This window comes from Taibaiella sp. KBW10 (assembly GCF_003852495.1).
In the GTDB taxonomy this organism is placed as follows: Bacteria; Bacteroidota; Bacteroidia; order Chitinophagales; family Chitinophagaceae; genus Edaphocola.
Map to the genome: position 1 here is coordinate 81,509 of NZ_QAJI01000006.1, position 17,340 is coordinate 98,848.

The 17,340-nt window shown below is 41.5% G+C and carries 11 protein-coding genes; 6 read left to right on the plus strand and 5 right to left on the minus strand.

Annotated features, from left to right (window positions below):
- Positions 1-181 precede the first annotated feature (181 nt).
- Both DBR32_RS13695 and DBR32_RS13700 read right to left on the minus strand, forming a co-directional pair.
- Positions 182-1,021 (minus strand): MBL fold metallo-hydrolase, encoded by an 840-nt coding sequence (locus DBR32_RS13695; RefSeq protein WP_124636929.1) that lies wholly within the window; start codon positions 1,019-1,021, stop codon positions 182-184.
- A gap of 37 nt (positions 1,022-1,058) precedes the next feature.
- Positions 1,059-3,062, minus strand: a complete 2,004-nt coding sequence (locus DBR32_RS13700) for a S9 family peptidase (protein ID WP_124636930.1) — start codon at positions 3,060-3,062, stop codon at positions 1,059-1,061.
- A gap of 277 nt (positions 3,063-3,339) precedes the next feature.
- Here DBR32_RS13700 and nadA point away from each other — a divergent pair, with 277 nt between their 5' ends.
- The 5 genes from nadA (at position 3,340) to prmA (ending at position 11,442) form a co-directional block, all read left to right on the plus strand.
- On the plus strand, positions 3,340-4,365 hold the full coding sequence (nadA, locus tag DBR32_RS13705; protein WP_233559745.1) for a quinolinate synthase NadA: 1,026 nt from the start codon (positions 3,340-3,342) through the stop codon (positions 4,363-4,365).
- A gap of 157 nt (positions 4,366-4,522) precedes the next feature.
- Positions 4,523-7,003, plus strand: coding sequence for a choice-of-anchor L domain-containing protein (locus DBR32_RS13710; RefSeq protein WP_124636931.1), 2,481 nt, complete (start codon positions 4,523-4,525; stop codon positions 7,001-7,003).
- 196 nt (positions 7,004-7,199) lie between these two features.
- Positions 7,200-8,255: a PorP/SprF family type IX secretion system membrane protein gene (locus DBR32_RS13715; RefSeq protein WP_124636932.1), complete on the plus strand. Its 1,056-nt coding sequence runs from the start codon at positions 7,200-7,202 to the stop codon at positions 8,253-8,255.
- Positions 8,256-8,329: 74 nt separating this feature from the next.
- Complete coding sequence (locus DBR32_RS13720; RefSeq protein ID WP_124636933.1) at positions 8,330-10,537, plus strand: OmpA family protein; 2,208 nt, start codon at positions 8,330-8,332, stop codon at positions 10,535-10,537.
- Positions 10,538-10,617: 80 nt separating this feature from the next.
- Complete coding sequence (gene prmA / locus DBR32_RS13725; RefSeq protein WP_124636934.1) at positions 10,618-11,442, plus strand: 50S ribosomal protein L11 methyltransferase; 825 nt, start codon at positions 10,618-10,620, stop codon at positions 11,440-11,442.
- 50 nt (positions 11,443-11,492) lie between these two features.
- Here prmA and DBR32_RS13730 read toward each other — a convergent pair whose 3' ends face one another.
- The 3 genes from DBR32_RS13730 to ppk1 form a co-directional block, all read right to left on the minus strand.
- Entirely contained in the window at positions 11,493-12,200 is a 708-nt protein-coding gene (locus DBR32_RS13730) for a cell division ATP-binding protein FtsE (protein ID WP_124636935.1), read from the minus strand.
- A 97-nt stretch (positions 12,201-12,297) separates the two neighbouring features.
- Positions 12,298-13,185, minus strand: a complete 888-nt coding sequence (locus DBR32_RS13735) for an exopolyphosphatase (RefSeq protein WP_124636936.1) — start codon at positions 13,183-13,185, stop codon at positions 12,298-12,300.
- 37 nt (positions 13,186-13,222) lie between these two features.
- Positions 13,223-15,310 (minus strand): polyphosphate kinase 1, encoded by a 2,088-nt coding sequence (gene ppk1 / locus DBR32_RS13740; protein ID WP_124636937.1) that lies wholly within the window; start codon positions 15,308-15,310, stop codon positions 13,223-13,225.
- A gap of 187 nt (positions 15,311-15,497) precedes the next feature.
- Between ppk1 and DBR32_RS13745 the strand changes: the two genes are divergently transcribed.
- A complete protein-coding gene (locus DBR32_RS13745; protein ID WP_124636938.1) occupies positions 15,498-17,294 on the plus strand; it encodes an OmpA family protein in 1,797 nt (598 codons plus the stop codon).
- The last annotated feature ends 46 nt before the right edge of the window (positions 17,295-17,340 follow it).

Below are 17,340 nucleotides of genomic sequence, written 5' to 3' on the forward strand. Positions count from 1 at the left end.
GATGTAATTTTTTACTTGAAATTGAAAAGACTTTATTATCGTATTATTATGTAGACCAGCGCTTTAAACAATTGGTTGGTGAACTTGTTAATAATATTTTAATGAAAGTTGACTACAATATAAGGTTTTTTAGATAAAATAAGGAGCAATATGTATCATATTGCTCCTTATTCTTATTTTTTTACAACTGACTGACCGCCAATATATCTTTATATCTGATGCCTCGATCTGTTTGCTGGAGGCTACATAACTCATTTACGGCGTCATGCTCAAAGTATAAAAGCCAGTTTTGCGCGACGGCTTCCTCCAATAAAAGTTTCTTCTCCTTCATCGTTTCTAAAGGCCGGGTATCATAAGCCATTACCCAAGGCATGGGAAGGTGGTGCATACTGGGGAGCAAATCGGCACAATATAAAATTGTCTGGTTGTTGTATTCCAGCTGCGGCAGCATCATAGACTCTGTATGCCCGTTTACTAACCTTACTTTAAAACCGGAAGCAAAAGTGTCACCGTCCTTACCCTCAAAAAATTGCAACTGCCCGCTTTCTTGTATCGGCAGGATATTCTCCTTTAAAAAAGAGGCTTTCTCACGGTCGTTTGGATTGATGGCCCAGTCCCAATGGTTTGCATTACTCCAATAAGTGGCATTTTTAAAAGTAGGTACCAGTTTTTCCCCTGCTCTTTTTACCGCGCCGCCCACATGGTCGAAATGTAAATGGGTCAGGAACACATCCGTTATATCATCGGGGCTGTAGCCGGCATTTTGTATAGACTGGATTAAGCGATCATTACCATGCAGGTAATAATGCCCAAAGAATTTTTCATCCTGTTTGTCCCCGATACCGGTATCCACCAGGATTAAACGGCCATCGGTTTCTACCAAAAGGCAGCGCATGGCCCAAGAGCACATATTATTGTCGTCTGAAGGGTTCAGTTTATTCCATAAAGCCTTAGGTACAACGCCATGCATTGCGCCACCGTCCAGTTTAAATAAGCCTGTATTTATTGTATGTAATTGCATTTTTATGATTTTAAGCTAATCGTTGTTGATACGTTTATTATAAGGTTTCTTTCAGCCAGCCAAAGAACTCGCGCTGCCATACCAAACCATTATGCGGGTGTAATACCCAGTGGTTTTCATTAGGTAAATACAAGAGTTTGCTTTTGATACCTTTGAGTTGAGCGGCCTGGAACGCCTGCAGCCCCTGCTCAATGGGCACCCTGAAGTCAATACCCCCTTGAATGACCATAATCGGGGTATTCCATTGGTCGATATAATTACTTGGATTGAATTTAGTATAAGCGTCCGGAATGTTCTTTTGCCAGTAATTGCCACCAAGGTCAAAGTTGGCAAACCATAACTCTTCTGTAGTGCCGTACCAGCTCTTCATATCAAATAGGCCATCATGGGCAATAAAGGTTTTAAACCTGTTTTGATGAATACCGGCCAGCATAAATACACTGTATCCACCATAGCTCGCACCGACACAACCTAAACGGTTCTTATCTACATAAGTTTCTTTGGAAACCGCATCGATTGCGGCCAGGTAGTCGCGCATGGGCTGTCCGCCCCAGTCTTTACTGATGGCTTCATTCCATTGGGTACCCCATCCCGGCATGCCACGACGATTGGGTGCCACAACGATATAGCCATTTGCAGCCATCAGGGCAAAGTTCCAGCGTACACTATAGAATTGGGTTAAAGCCGATTGTGGCCCTCCCTGACAGTATAATAAGGTTGGGTATTTCTTTGTTTTATCAAAATTTGGAGGATAGACCACCCAAACGCCCATTTGTTTGCCATCCGAAGTCGTTACCATCTTTAATTCAGAACTACACATCGCTGTTTGAGCATACACGTCATCATTGGCATGAGACATTTGCTTCATACTACCATTGGCAAGGCTTACTTTATAGAGTTCCGCACTATGATTCATATCTGTGCGGCTTACGATAATTTCTTTTTTATTTTGTGCGACTACGCCGGTAATGTCAAATTGACCATCTGTAATCTGCTTAACCCTGCCCGGGGTGGTTATATTTACCGAGAACAATTGTTGTGTGCCTCTGTATGCAGCATTAAAATAAATGGTTTTGGCATCATTGCTCCAGATAAAGTCACCATCAACCGTTTCATTCCATGCTGCGGTCAGGTTTGTTTTCTTTTTTGTGGCCAGATCCATGATGATCAAATCTGTTTTGTCGGCTTCGAAGCCATCCCTTGCCATACTGGTCCACGCAATATAATTGCCATCGGGGCTAAATAAGGGTTTGGTGTCATAACCCATCATGCCCTTACTCCAGTTGGTGGTAGTTCCCTCATTAAGATCATAGGCATATAAATCGGTATTGGTGCTTTGCGCATAAGCTTTTCCTTTGGCCTTTTTACACACATAAATCAGGGTTTTGCCATCATTGCTGAAAACAAAATCTTCTGCTCCGCCAAAGGGCACTTGTGGTGCATAATACGGTTCGTCCTTCATGATGTCTTTCTGCTCGCTGCTGTTGACCGAGGTCAGAAAGATATGTGAGTAGCTGCCATCATTCCAGTAATCCCAGTGGCGGATATCCAAATCTTCAAATATATAGGCAGTACTATTGGGTACATCATTGTATTTCGCATTGCCTTTTACCTTACCAAGGGCAACAGGCATGCTGAAGGCAATTGTTTTGCCATCGGCTGCAATACGCACATTCGTGGCTTCCTTCAAACCCGAATGGATCCTGGTCCAGGTAACACCATTGTCTTTGCTGACAAATAAAGACCCGTCATTCAGGGCATACAGGCCGTTTTTGTCCCATTGTACAAATTGTTTGCCTTGCAAAATAGTCGTAGGCTTACTCTCTCCCGTAGACACATTGAGCAGATATTGCGTTTTATTGCTTTTTTCCGTAACAAGATCCGTATTGGAAATAGTGTATAAGAGGGTATTGCCATCCGGTAAAGGTGCCTGAGCACTTACCCGGCCCAGTTTCCATAAGGTTTCCGGAGTTAATAATTGTTGTTGTGCTTGAGCCATTATAGAAGCAAAAGAGAAGAATAGTAAAGACAATTTTTTCATGTCAGATAAAATAATTTTTCAATTAAGAATATCTGACAAATCTACAAAAAACAAAACGATTCTGTCTATTAGCGGCTATTTTCCGGAGGAGCTGTATTTTTGCAGCAGATATGCGGTGCTTATTCGGGGGCAACCAGAACACATAATCGGGTCTTTGGGCAGCCTGCTGTTTCACCGGCCGGCCGTATTCAGAAATTAACAAGATGATAATTAAAATTTAGCCGTTATTTGTCGGCTAATTGTCATAAATTACAATTACAAAAAGAAGGATAATAAAATGGAACATACTGATAATTTCCCCGCACTTATGGCACAAGTACCATCCAAAGGTTATTTGGATGTACCTATCGATCCGAGATTAGATTTGTTTGAGGAAATAAAACGTTTAAAGAAAGAAAAAAATGCGGTGCTGCTGGCGCATTACTATCAGGAATCTGAAATACAGGATATAGCAGATTTTATCGGAGATAGCCTGGCTTTGGCAGAAGCCGCCGCTAAAACGGAGGCAGATATCATCGTATTTGCCGGTGTTCACTTTATGGCAGAAACGGCAAAAATCCTTAATCCGAATAAAAAGGTTCTCTTACCGGATCTCAATGCCGGCTGTTCACTGAGTGATAGTTGCCCTCCGGAAAAATTTGCGGCATTCAAAGCGCAGCACCCTGACCATATTGTGATCACCTACATCAACTGTAGCGCGGGTATGAAGGCCTTAAGCGATATTATTTGTACCTCTTCCAACGCCAAGGCGATTGTAGATAGCCTGCCCGAAGACCAGAAAATTATATTTGCCCCGGATAAGAACTTAGGAGGATACATTAACCGGGTTACGGGTAGAGATATGTTATTATGGGATGGCGCCTGTATGGTACATGAGATTTTTTCTTTGGAAAAAATAACAAGGTTGAAGGAGCAGCACCCTGATGCCAAGCTGATCGCGCATCCGGAATGTGAAGAACCATTACTGAAAATATCAGATTTTGTAGGCTCAACTTCCCAGCTGTTGGCATTTGTTGAAAAAGATCCTGCCAGTACCTTTATTGTCGCTACGGAATCGGGCATTTTGCATCAGATGCAGAAAAATGCACCGCTTAAAACCCTGATTGCTGCACCACCCGAAAATAATTGTGCCTGTAATGACTGTCCGTATATGAAGCTAAATACTTTAGAAAAACTTTATTTATGTCTTAAGTATGAAACACCGGAAATTCTGATGGAAGAAAGCTTGCGTTTAGCCGCTAAGAAACCGATGGATAAAATGATGGAACTCAGCGCTCAATTCGGATTAATACAGGGAAAATAAATAATTTATAAGGAGAAATTTGAAAGTTGGCTATGAATTATCATAGTCAACTTTTTTTGTATGTTAGTTGAAATTTACTTTCTTTTAACTATCTTTAAGCAATTTTTGTTATTTTTAATACAAAAATCCCCTGATTTCACCATATTAAAAAATCATTATGAAATTGAGTATTACCAAAATCAGTTGCATTCTTTTATTGTGTATAAGTCATCTGTTTGTTAGCCAAAAGGCACAGGCACAGTTGGTTATTGTAGACAATGTAACTGCAGCACAACTGGTTAATAAATTGGTGGGCGTAGGCGTTACAACCCTGAATCCATCCCTTTCCTGTCGTACCGGGGCGAGTGCCTCTTTTTCCGGTACCAGTAATTTAGGCATTGATAGCGGAATTGTATTGACAACCGGTGCTGCGAAGACCAATGTCGCTACTTTTACGACCGGGATAGATGCGATGGCCACACAGGACATGCTGTCTCTTGGAGCAGGTGGGGCGGGAGATGCAGAATTGTCTCAATTAGTTGGTAATGCAACAACCAATAATGCCTGTATCTTGCAATTTGACTTTATACCGGCAGGGGATACGGTTAAATTCCAGTATGTTTTCGGTTCAGAAGAGTATCCGGAATATGCCTGTTCTCAGTATAATGATGTATTTGCTTTCTTAATATCCGGTCCCGGGATCGTTTCGAATACGCCTATTGCAGGTAAAAGAAATATTGCCTTAGTACCCGGAACGAATCTGCCGATTGCCATTAATACGGTAAATGGTGGTGCAGGGGTCAATGGTAATATTAATACCTGTAACCAGCTAGGACCGGGTTCTCCTTTTACGGCCTATTATGTAAATAACCTTACGCCGGTCGTGAATCCGAATATCGTTTTTGACGGGATGACTACCGTACTTACAGCCATACAAAGCGTAACTCCTTGTGATACCTACAGATTGAAATTGGCGGTTGCCGATGTTATTGATGGTAGCCTGAATTCCGGTGTATTTTTGAAAGCAGGTAGTCTGAGCTCTATCGCTCTCAATGCCGGTGCCAGCGGGATGAATGTAACTGTGAGTGATACCGCCTTTATCGTAAGAGGATGTCCTAAAGCAGATGTAACGATTACCAGAGCTGCCGCTTCTCCCACGCCATTGAATGTACCTTATAGCCTTTCCGGTACCGCGGTTAACGGAGTGGATTATGAACTTTTGAATGGGGTCGTTACCATACCGGCTAATGCGACTACCGGCCATGTTTTTGTTAAGGCTTTGCCGGTGCCTACGACCGGAGCCGACAAAACGGTATGGATCAAATTCTTATCGCCTTATAGTTGTGGAGGCAATCCTATTGTATTGGATTCTGCAATTGTAGTGATCCAGGATTCTATTCACGTGACCATCGATGTGGGTGATACGGCAATGTGTTTTGGACAGTTGTTGGATGTCAATGTTGTAACGGATACTATTTTCGGGCCTTTAAATTATACCTGGAATCCTAATATAGGCGTTACCGCACCTACCATAAATTTTGCCAGTATCAATTTCCCTGGCCCCGGAATACATACGTATAACCTCTATGTAAATATTCCTTCTCTGGATACCAATTGTCGTGTATCTAATGCCCGCTTTACAGTCGATGTGCAAAAAATACATGTGAATATCGGTCGGGATACAGCGATCTGTTCTTACGATATGCTGCATTTATTTGCCGAGGTCAGTCCGCAGGATACCGGTACTTATACTTATAAGTGGTTACCCGAAAACTTATTTAATAATCCGTATTCCGTAGCGCCCGTATTTAGCAATAATGCGAGTACCGATATTGTAGCAGTGGCCACAACCCCTGCGGGTTGTATCGGGTCCGATACGATGAGGGTGACGGTCTACCCGGGAGAATTTTTAAATGTCTTGCCCGGCGATACCGCGATATGCCCGACAAAATCCGTTCCGATAACTGCGTATAGTACTATTGAGAACCAGCCTATTGATAATGATAATGTATATACCTGGACACCGAGTACCTGGGTGAGCAATCCATCTGCATTAACGCCTTTATTCAGCCCCTTAACCAGCACGCAGTTCCGATTACTGGCTAAGAGTAAATACGGTTGTATTGATACTTCTTTTGTCAACATCACCGTACATCCAAATGCTGCGGTAAGTTTACCGGATTCGGTAGTGATGTGGTTGGGAGAAACCTATCAATTGGAACCTTCGACCAATGCATCCCATTTTTCATGGTTCCCGGTATCGGGTATTAGTAATGCTTCTTTGTCCAATCCGATATTCAGCCCTCTGGTGAATACCCGTTACTTCTATACAGCTAGTACAGACGAAGGTTGTACTGTGGTCGACTCTATTGACTTTATCGTAAAACAGGATGGGGTTGCTGATATGCCGAATGCATTTAACCCGAATAAAACTACGTTTAAGCCAAATTACAGAGGTAATTTTGAATTGGAAGCTTTTGAAATATACAATCGCTGGGGACAAAAAGTCTTTAGTTCTACCTCAATCAATAGCGGTTGGGATGGTACCTTAAATGGTGCCGTACAACCTATGGGCGTGTACATTTACAACATCCGTTTAAGAGACAGCCGTAGTGGAAAAACGATCAATAAAACAGGTAATGTTACCATGGTCAGATAAGAACCTGAAGTCTAAGCCAATGCAAATTGGCGTGCTGATTTAAGGGTTTTTTCTGAAAAAAATAAATAATTAAAAAAAAATTAAGAAAAAGTAAGGAAAATCAAATTTTTTTTTGGACTTTTAATGCCTTAAAGCCTTTTTTGGTTTTCGTCTCAATTTAAAAATATTTGTTAATCAGTCTAACAATTTATAAAATATGAAGTGTAGAAATACTATCGCCGGTGCTTTATTGTTTGCAACGTCTATCTTATCTGTAGGAAATGCAAATGCGCAGGATGTGCACTTTACCCAATTCAACGCATCACCGCTTACCATTAATCCTGCGTTTACAGGTGCGTTCCAAGGAGAGTACAGAGTATCTGCTGTATATCGTGATCAATGGCGCAGTGCTTTGGGTACTGCAGCGTTTAAGACTTATGCCGTATCTGTAGATATGCCACTGATCAGAGACATCTCTGTAGATGATTATTTGGCCGGAGGCTTACAACTTTACAATGACAGAGCCGGAGACGGCAATCTGAATAATTTTTCAGGTTTGGCTTCCATAGCCTATCATAAATTTTTAGGCAATGAAGGTAAAATGGCTTTAACAGTCGGCTTACAAGGAGGCTATTCCAGCAAGAATTTAGACTTAAGTAAGTTATATTTTGCAGGAGACTTCAATGAGGGTGGCTGGAATCAAGGAATTGATCCAACCTGGGGCAACCTGAACAACAGAGTAGGCAGTTGGGTAGTGAATGCGGGCCTTGCCTGGTCACATGCCGCTTCTGATAAATTTTCCTATACGCTGGGAGTTGGTGCCAATAACCTGACACAACCATTAGAATCTTTCCAAAAGCAAAGAGCGACTAAAGATGTAGGCTTAGGTATTCGTTATACGGCGCAAGCAGGTGCTGTGATCGGTGTCAGCGAGCGTTTCAGTATCAGACCGGCATTTTTGTATCAGTCTCAAGCTGCTGCAACTGAATTAGTTGGCGGTGCGGAAGTACATTACAAATTAGGAGATGAATATATGTTCCCGGGTGCGCCTGCTATCTATGCAGGTGGATGGTATCGCTATCAGGATGCCGCTATGATGACTTTAGGCGTTGAGTTTAAAGGATTCAGAATCGGTGCCGGATATGACTTCAATACCTCAGCTTTAAAGTCCAGCACCGGAGGTAATGGTGGTTTTGAAGTGATGTTACGTTACATTGCTGCAAGCCCGATAGAATCTGCCCGTAAGTTATTATACCCTTGTGGTCGATTCTAAGTTAAACAGAACAAAATATTTCATTCGTCATTTTTGAATTTTCAAAAAATTTCACATTCAACGTTGCATAAAATATGAAACGCAAACCAATACTATTATTAGCGGCTGCATTAGCATTTACTAGTGTACAATCCAATGATCTGTTAGCACAACAAAGAGAAAAAGATAAATATGGTAAACGATCGGACGACCCTGTTGCGAAGCTAGGATACGAGAAGAAATTGCGCTGGGCAGATGGTTTATTCAAAGATGGTAGCTTTTTTAATGCTGAAGAGTATTACAAACAGTTGCAAATGGAGCAACCCCGTAACCCATACCTGGCTTATCAAATAGCCGAAAGTGAATGGAGAATGAGGGATTATGGCAATGCGGCAGCGAGCTATGGTTATGCGTATGATTTAGCAAAGGCAATTTATCCTGAAGCTAAATTTAAACAAGCAATGATGTTGAAAATGTATGGTAGCTATCCTGAAGCGATCGTAGCATTTGAACAATTCAAAAAGGATAATCCAAAACCGACAAAAGAGATTAAACTCTTAATAAAACAAACAGAGACAGAAATAAAGGGTTGTCATTTAGGGATGAAGTCTATCGCTAATCCTGAAGCGGCGACAGTAGCCAAATTAGGCCCAAACATTAACTCTGCCAATACAGAATTATCTCCATTCCCATTGGGTGATAGCGCATTGTTATTCGCTACCATGAATTCGAATGTTGTTATTGATAAAGTAAAAGAAAAGCGTTCTGATTATGTATCGCGCTTTATGGTTTCTCAGAAAAACAAATTTACTGATGTAAAGGATACGTTTACCTGGGCACTGCCTTTCTTGGACGGTCGCTTTAACGATCCTAAATATCATGTTGGTAATGGTTACCTTGCAGAAGGTGGAGACCGTTTTTATTTTACGAAGTGTTTAGATCAAAAAGGGGATACCGGTTCACTGTGTCGTATTTTTGTATCTGAATTTAAAAATGACCGTTGGGGTAATCCGGAAGAGTTAGGTAACGGAATCAACGAAAACGGTTCTTCCAGTACACATCCATGTATCGTGAAGATTGGTAAGAAAGAAATCTTGTTCTTTACTTCTGACCGTAAACTGCAAAGCCGTGGTGGTTTCGATATCTGGTATTCTGTATATGATGCCCGTTTGAAATCATATCGTCGTCCGCAAAACGTAGGTAAGCAAATCAACACCAAAGGTGATGAAGCCACACCATATTTCGATAACCGTACCAATAAATTATACTTCTCTTCTAACGGATGGGAAACAATGGGTGGTTACGATGTATTTGAAGCAACAATGGCCGGAAACAGTCCTTCCCGTTATACTTCTATGAAGAATATGGGTTATCCTGTAAATACTTCTGCAGATGATTTATACTTCATATTGGACGGTTATGGTAAGCCTGATGGTTATGTTGTTTCTAACCGTGTAGGTTCAATAGCATTGAAAAACCCTACTTGTTGTGATGATATCTTCAGAGTTCAGTTTGAACCTAAGCTGAAAGCAATCGGTAAGGTGATTAATGCCAAAACACAAAAACCGGTAGATGAGGTAGTAGTTAAAATGACCGATGAGAATGGTACTTTAACGACTTTCAATTCTACAGACGGTAATTTTGAGTTTAATACGCCAAGAGGTCACTCTTACACCTTTACCGGTGATAAAGCTAAATTTACTTCTTCTCATGCTAATGTAAATACAGAAGGTGTAAAACGCATTGATGCAGATAACACTGTTGAGATCGTAGTGTATATGAATGAGATTGATTTGAGCTGGTTCCGTATGGATAACGTGTTCTATGATGATAACAAATATACTTTACGTCCGGAGTCTACTACCGATTTGGAAAAACTGGTAAGCCTGATGAGAGATAATCCATCTTTAAGCGTGAAAATCGCTTCTCATACAGATAGCAGAGGTTCTGATGCATCAAACAAAGTATTATCTCAAAACCGTGCTCAGTCTGTAGTTGATTATTTGGTTAACAAAGGCGGTATTGAAAGATCCCGATTAGAAGCAGAAGGTTATGGCGAAAGCACACCGGCCGCTCCTAATGAAAAAGATGGTAAACCAGATCCGGTAGGACAACAGTTAAATCGTCGTACTGAATTTAAAATTATCAATGAAGATCCTGCAAAACGCTTGATTTTTGATAGTGCTAAACCAGGTACAATTGGTAGCCAGGAAAAAAATCTACAAGTAGACAATGAAAATGTTCCGGAAGAAGTAGAGGAGAAATCCAGTTTAAGTAAACCGGGAAGCCGCGTAAACAGATAAGTTACAAAACTGATTATACTTTAAATAGGTTTGTCCCAAGGGCAAACCTATTTTTTACTTTATTACACAAATTATATCCAATGAATTATACCAGAATACGCTACAATACGACGAGTGAAACCGAAAGGGAATTGTTGATTGCCCACATGAGTACTATCGATGCTTTTACCGGTTTTGAAGAGACCGACGACGGCCAGTTGATTGCTTATGCGACCGAGGCGGCATTGTCAGAAACCGTACTGCAGGAGATAGCCGCTTTAGCCAATGTAGGCTATGAAGTATCTGAAGAGAAAGAACAGAATTGGAACGCGACATGGGAGTCCAATTTTGAACCCGTATTATTGCCCGGTTTTTGTAGTGTAAGGGCCTTTTTTCATGACCCTGTTCCAGGTATTCCTTATGAAATTTTGATTACCCCAAAGATGTCTTTTGGTACAGGCCATCATGCAACAACAAAATTGATGATGCTGCACATGAAAGAAATGCCGCTCGCTAACAAGACGGTTTTGGATTATGGTACAGGAACGGGTATTCTCGCTATTTTAGCCGAGATGTTGGGTTCCACTTCCATCGATGCCATCGATATTGATGAATGGTCTTATGAGAATGCGAAAGAAAACTGCGCACATAATAATTGTAGCCATATCGAAGTGCAGTTGGGCGATATCAGCCTGATTGCGGGGAAGCAATACGATGTGATACTAGCCAATATTAACCGTCATATTTTGCTTGATTCCATGGCCACCTTGAGTACGGCCTTAAATGAGGATGGAACGCTTATTTTAAGCGGCATCTTAAAGGAGCAGGATACTGATATAATTTTGGAAAGCGCGGCGCAGGCCGGCTTAAAACCGCTTCAGTTTATGGATGACAGGGGATGGGCAGCCATTTCCTTTACAAAATAAAAGAAGCAAGGCTCACTATATAGTGAGCCTTGCTTCTTTTATGTCAAAATCTATATTGTTGTTGTATGCTGCTGTGGAATAACCGCATTGTCACTTACAGAATTATCTTCTACACGCACAATTCTTGAGGGATATTGTTGCAAAAGGCGATAATCATGGGTAGCCATAAGGATAGAGGTATTCATATCTTTAGAAATACTGATGAGTAATTGCATGATCATATCGGTGGTTTCCGGATCTAAGTTACCGGTAGGTTCATCTGCAAGGATCAATTCCGGATTGTTAAGTAAAGCACGCGCAATGTCTACACGCTGTTGCTCTCCTCCACTCATTTCGTATGTTTTTTTATAACTCTTGGCCGGCAGGTGCACCAGGTCCAGCACTTCTTCTATTCTTGCTTTTATTTTTTTACTATCGTCCCATCCGGTTGCTTTGAGTACAAATTCCAGATTTTCGTATACATTTCTATCGGTCAGTAGTTTAAAATCCTGGAATACGATACCCATTTTACGACGCAAGAAAGGGATCTTTTTCCAGTCCATCTTCCGCAGATCAAAACCCACGACTGTACCCTCACCTTCTTTTAAAGGAAGTTCTCCATAGAGCGTCTTTAATAAACTGGATTTTCCCGAGCCTGTTTTACCGATCAGGTATACAAATTCACCTTTGTCTATTTTCAGGTTTACATTGTTCAGAATCTGACTTTTACCCTGGTATATATCCGCATTTACAAGATTTAATATCGTACTTTCCGGCATCGAAATATGGAGATTAGTGAAGACAAAAATAGCACATTAATATGTAAAAGTCTTTCTAAATATTAAGGTGCTATGCGATGAAATATCGGTAAAAATGTTATGAATCTTTGGTGTACTTACTGTATAACATACGCACCAATCCATCGGCCAGGCCGATTTTGGGAACATATATTTCCTGAGCACCCGCCCAACGCATGACAGAAGTATAGATTTGCAAAGCCGGTACAATCACATCGGCCCGGTCCCTGCGAATATTATATAAATGCATCCGCTCTTCTATAGAAGCCGCAGCAAGTTCTTTATGATAATCTTTCAGCAACTCCAGTTTCAGCGGCCGGTCTTCCTTCGTTTTAGAGAGGGAGAATACTTTATTGATATTACCGCCGCTTCCGATTGCTTTAATATTATTGATGTCTTTCGTATGATTCTTTACAAACCATTTGAAGTGATCCAGCTGTGCATCGGTTACCAGATTATTTAATAGCCTGATGGTACCGATATTAAAGGATTCTTTAAAGATAATATTCCCTTTATGAAACATCGTCAGTTCTGTACTCCCGCCGCCAACATCAATGTATAAAAAGGCCTCTTGGCTGTCAATGTTTTCGGCAATATGGGTTTCGTATATGATATTGGCCTCCTCAGAGCCCGAAATAATCTCGATATCAATGCCCGTTTCCTCCTGCACCATACGAATAATCTCTGCTCCATTTTGGGCATCCCGCATCGCAGAAGTAGCACAGGCTTTAAAATGTTCTACCTTATAGATATCCATCATCAGCCGGTATACCTTCATAGTGTCAATCACCATTTTGGTTTTCTCGGCCGTAATAATACCTGTTTCGAATACATCAAATCCGAGGCGTAAAGGAATCCTCAGCAAGTTTAATTTAGTGTAATCTACCGTGCCATCTTTGTATGGCATTACATCACTGATCAATAACCTCGCGGCGTTAGATCCAATATCAATAGCAGCTAATATCAATATAAAGACATTTTAAAATGTATCACGAAAGTACACATTATTTTTCTTTCTGTTCTAGTAGTGCCGATGCTTTATCCTTCCAATAGTTGTAAATTTCATGCTGTGAGCGAATGAGTTTTTCTGTAGCCTTGCGGGGCACATATTCATTCTTTTGATGATTATCCAAAATGCGGGCCTTGTCATTTTCTGCCAGTTGCAGGTGCATCACATTGATCAGGTCTTGCCTGATCTCCTTGTCTAAAATAGGGCAGGCGACTTCTACACGATGATCCAGGTTGCGCACCATCCAGTCGGCAGAGGAAATAAAGACCTTCGGATCGCCGGCATGTTCAAAGATAAAGACCCTTGCATGTTCGAGGTACTCATCTACAATACTGATGGCTTTAATCGGCGTTTTAAAACTCTTATCTTCGGTCAGCAGACAGCAGATGCCTCTGATGATTATTTGCACTTTTACGCCTGCCTGAGCGGCCAGGGTAAGGTGCTCCATCAATAGTTTATCGACCAGGCTATTGAGCTTAATCGTAATGCCCGAAGGCTTCTTCGCTTTATGATTTCTGATCTCTTTATCAATAAGGTCCAAAAAGGTAGACCGCATGGTGAGCGGAGATACCGGTAAGGTTTTACAGGATTTTAAAAAAGCCAGTTTTTGTGGTTGCTCCAGGTAATTGAAGACCCGCCCTACATCGGCCAGGATCATTCTGTTGGAGGTCAGCAGGCAATGATCACCATAGAAATTGGATGTGACCTCGTTGAAATTTCCGGTGCTGATAAAGCCATATTGCTTGGTTTTGCTAAACTCTTTTTTTCGGATCAGGCAGAGTTTGGCATGTACTTTCATATTCGGAATACCGAGAATAACCGTAACGCCTTCTTCCTCCAGCTTCTCTTTCCATTTTAGATTGGCCTCTTCATCAAAGCGGGCTCTTAATTCTAAAACAGCCGTTACTTTTTTGCCATTTCGGGCCGCATTTACTAAAGCATTTGCGATTTGCGATTTTTTGGCCAGCCGGTAACAAGTCATTTTTATGCTTTCTACATTCGGATCAATGGCCGCCTCGCGCAATAAGTCGATCAAGGGGTCAAAAGAATGATATGGAAAGCTCAGCATGACATCCTTTTTATTCAAGACCTCCATAATTCTGGTGGGCTGTATTAATTCCGGATGTAATAGCGGTTCCTGTTTAGGCGGTAAATTGGAGAATACCGAAGAAGGGAAATTCATAAAGTCCTTGAAATTATGAATACGCCCACCCGGCACGAGGTTATCTTTCTTTAGGTGCAGCCTTTTTACCAGGTATTCCAGTAAGATTTTATCAATCGATTTGTCATAGACAAAGCGGGTTGCTTTTCCTTTTTTACGTCCCTTGATTCCTTTCTCCAGGTTGGTGATCAGATCCGTATTTTCATCTACATCAAAATCGAATTCTGCATCCCGGGTAACCTTAACAATATACCCGACAAACTGATCAAAACCGAATGCAGAGAAGAGTTGTTGCAGATTGGCCCGAATAATATCTTCCAGCAGAATAATGTCTTTTTGTTCTTTTCGGGAAGGCAATACTACAAACCGCGGCAATTCGGACGGCAACTCAATGAGAGAGTAGCGGTGCATCATGGGGTTTTGGGTGCTCCCAAGCATACAGGCCAGATAAATCGATTTATCTCTCAGGAGCGGCATCTGCGGAATACTTTCAATCATCAAAGGCACAATCTGTGTGCGCACATGATCATTGTAATAATTCCGTACAAACTGCAATTGATCTTTAGTCAGTTGTTTTTCTGTTTTCAGGAAAATATTATTTTTTTCCAGTTCCGAAATAATAACTGCAAAAGCCTTATCAAAGTCTTTATTCTGTTCCCAAACCACGCTCATGATTTTGTCCAGTGTTTTCGCCGGATCTTCTTCCAGATTAGCCTTGGCCACTTTACTTAACAAAGCCATCCTGCGTATAGAAGCCACACGTACCCTGAAAAACTCATCTAGATTATTGGAAAAAATGCCTAAGAATTTAAGCCGGTCAAAAAGGGAAACGCTGGGATCTTTTGCTTCTTGCATGACCCGGGCGTTAAAGGACATCCAACTTATATCTCTGATTATACTGCTTGGTTTTTTTCGACTCATATAGGTACTTAACTCTGTATATCTAGCAAATTTAAACCCAAAAATGTTAGGATAACATTATCTTATGATTAAAAATTGAATCCTCTTTTGCTTTAACAGACCTAATGTTAACGAAGGCCAGGCAGGCTGCCTTTTGCGCATCTTTGCTTAAATTGTGTCCTCTTTGACTTAACTAAAAATAGAATTTATGAAGCAAGTTGTATTATCGTGTCTCCTGCTTGCAGGTTCTTTGTCGCCCGCATGGAGTCAAGAGGCTGCTCCCGTAAAAACTGCCGTGCAGCAGATGCCCTTGCAGGTAACCCTGTTTGGAGGGCTCAGTATACCTACCGGTACCTATCGTGATCTGCCCGGAAGAGCGCAAAATGGCTTGAATCTTGGACTGAGCGGCGATTATTTCTTTACTAAGCATTGGGGTCTGGGTATAGATGCCCGGTACCAGCAACATAAGATGAAACCGTTTATTACTGATCTGAATGCTGCGGGGAGCTATAATTTTACCTTTTTAGACGGTACCTCACAATTCATTCAGTCTGATAGAACCTCCTTTTCACATATAGGTATTAGCCTGGGGCCAATCTACCGTACGAGTGCCGGCACTTTTGACTTTAATGTGTTTGCACGGATAGGAGCCTTAATGCAACAATATCCGGAGTACCGGCAAAGCATCAGTGCGCTGAACCCTTTAAATAACCAAACTGTTCATTTAATAGATCCTTTCTATACCGATAATGCTTCTTCCAAGCCGGTATCTTTAATGGGCTTGGCCGGGGCAAGCGTGGTCTATAATATCAGTCCCAACTTTGCCCTTGTATTGCAAGCCGATTACTTAAGTAGTTTGGGAGAAAATGGCAAATTCAAAACCTCCGAGCACGAAAAGATCAATAATCTTGCAGAGGGTGGTTCTATTAAATTTCGGGAGGATCCGGAAAATCCCGGAACCTACACCAACAATCTGGGAGATTATTACAGCGATAAGGTCGTGACTAAATCCACCCTGATTACCAATCTCAATCTGAGTTTGGGGCTGCGGCTGAAATTTGGAAATGAATCGGGTGGCCGTAAAGGCAATCGCGGATCCAATAAAGAAGGAAAAGAAACCATTGTGGTGGTGAAGGATAAGAAGACAGGCATGGCTCTAGGCGGTGTTAAGGTTGAAATTAAAGGAGATAAAGGAACAACCTATGTCGGCCTTACCGATGCGAATGGTATGATCAATACTAAACTTGCGAGCAATGATTATACCATTACCGGAGATAAAAACGGTGTGGCGACCACATCCAATAATATTGCCAAAGCAGACTTTCAGAATAACAATGTGTATAAAGAGCTGCTACATGATGATGAGCGGTTTACCTTAGTAGGCGAAACGGTTGATTGTAAAACCGGTCGTAAAATATCAGGAATAAATGCCATGCTTACACAAACGGGTAAAGGCAGTACCCTAAGCCAGATCTCGGATCAGAATGGGAAATTTGCGTTCCAACTTGACGCGGGCGCAGACTATAATCTGGTAGCAAATGAGGATGGTAAGTTTTCTCAAACAGAACTGGTGACCACCAAAGGATTGGATCGGAGTAAAACCGTATTTGTAACCTTAAAGCTGGGCGTATGTGATCTGAAGGAAGGAGAAGCATTTGTCGTGAAGAATATTTTTTACGATTTTGATGCGGCCAATATCAGGCCTGATGCGGCTTTGGTACTCAATAATATTGTGATGGTGATGAAAAATAATCCTAAAATGACCATAGAATTGTCTTCCCACACCGATAGCCGCGGGGACAAAAACTATAACAATACCCTGTCTCAGCAAAGAGCCGAATCTGCGGTAAATTACCTGGTTTCAAAAGGTATTGCCCGTAAAAGGCTTGTTGCAAAAGGTTATGGGGAAGCTAGATTGGTCAACGGTTGTAAAGATGGTGTTTCCTGTACCGAACAAGAACACGAGCAAAACAGGCGCACCGAGATTAAGATATTGAAATACTAAATCAGCTAAATGAAAGCCGCTTCGGTACATGATTCTATGCACCGAA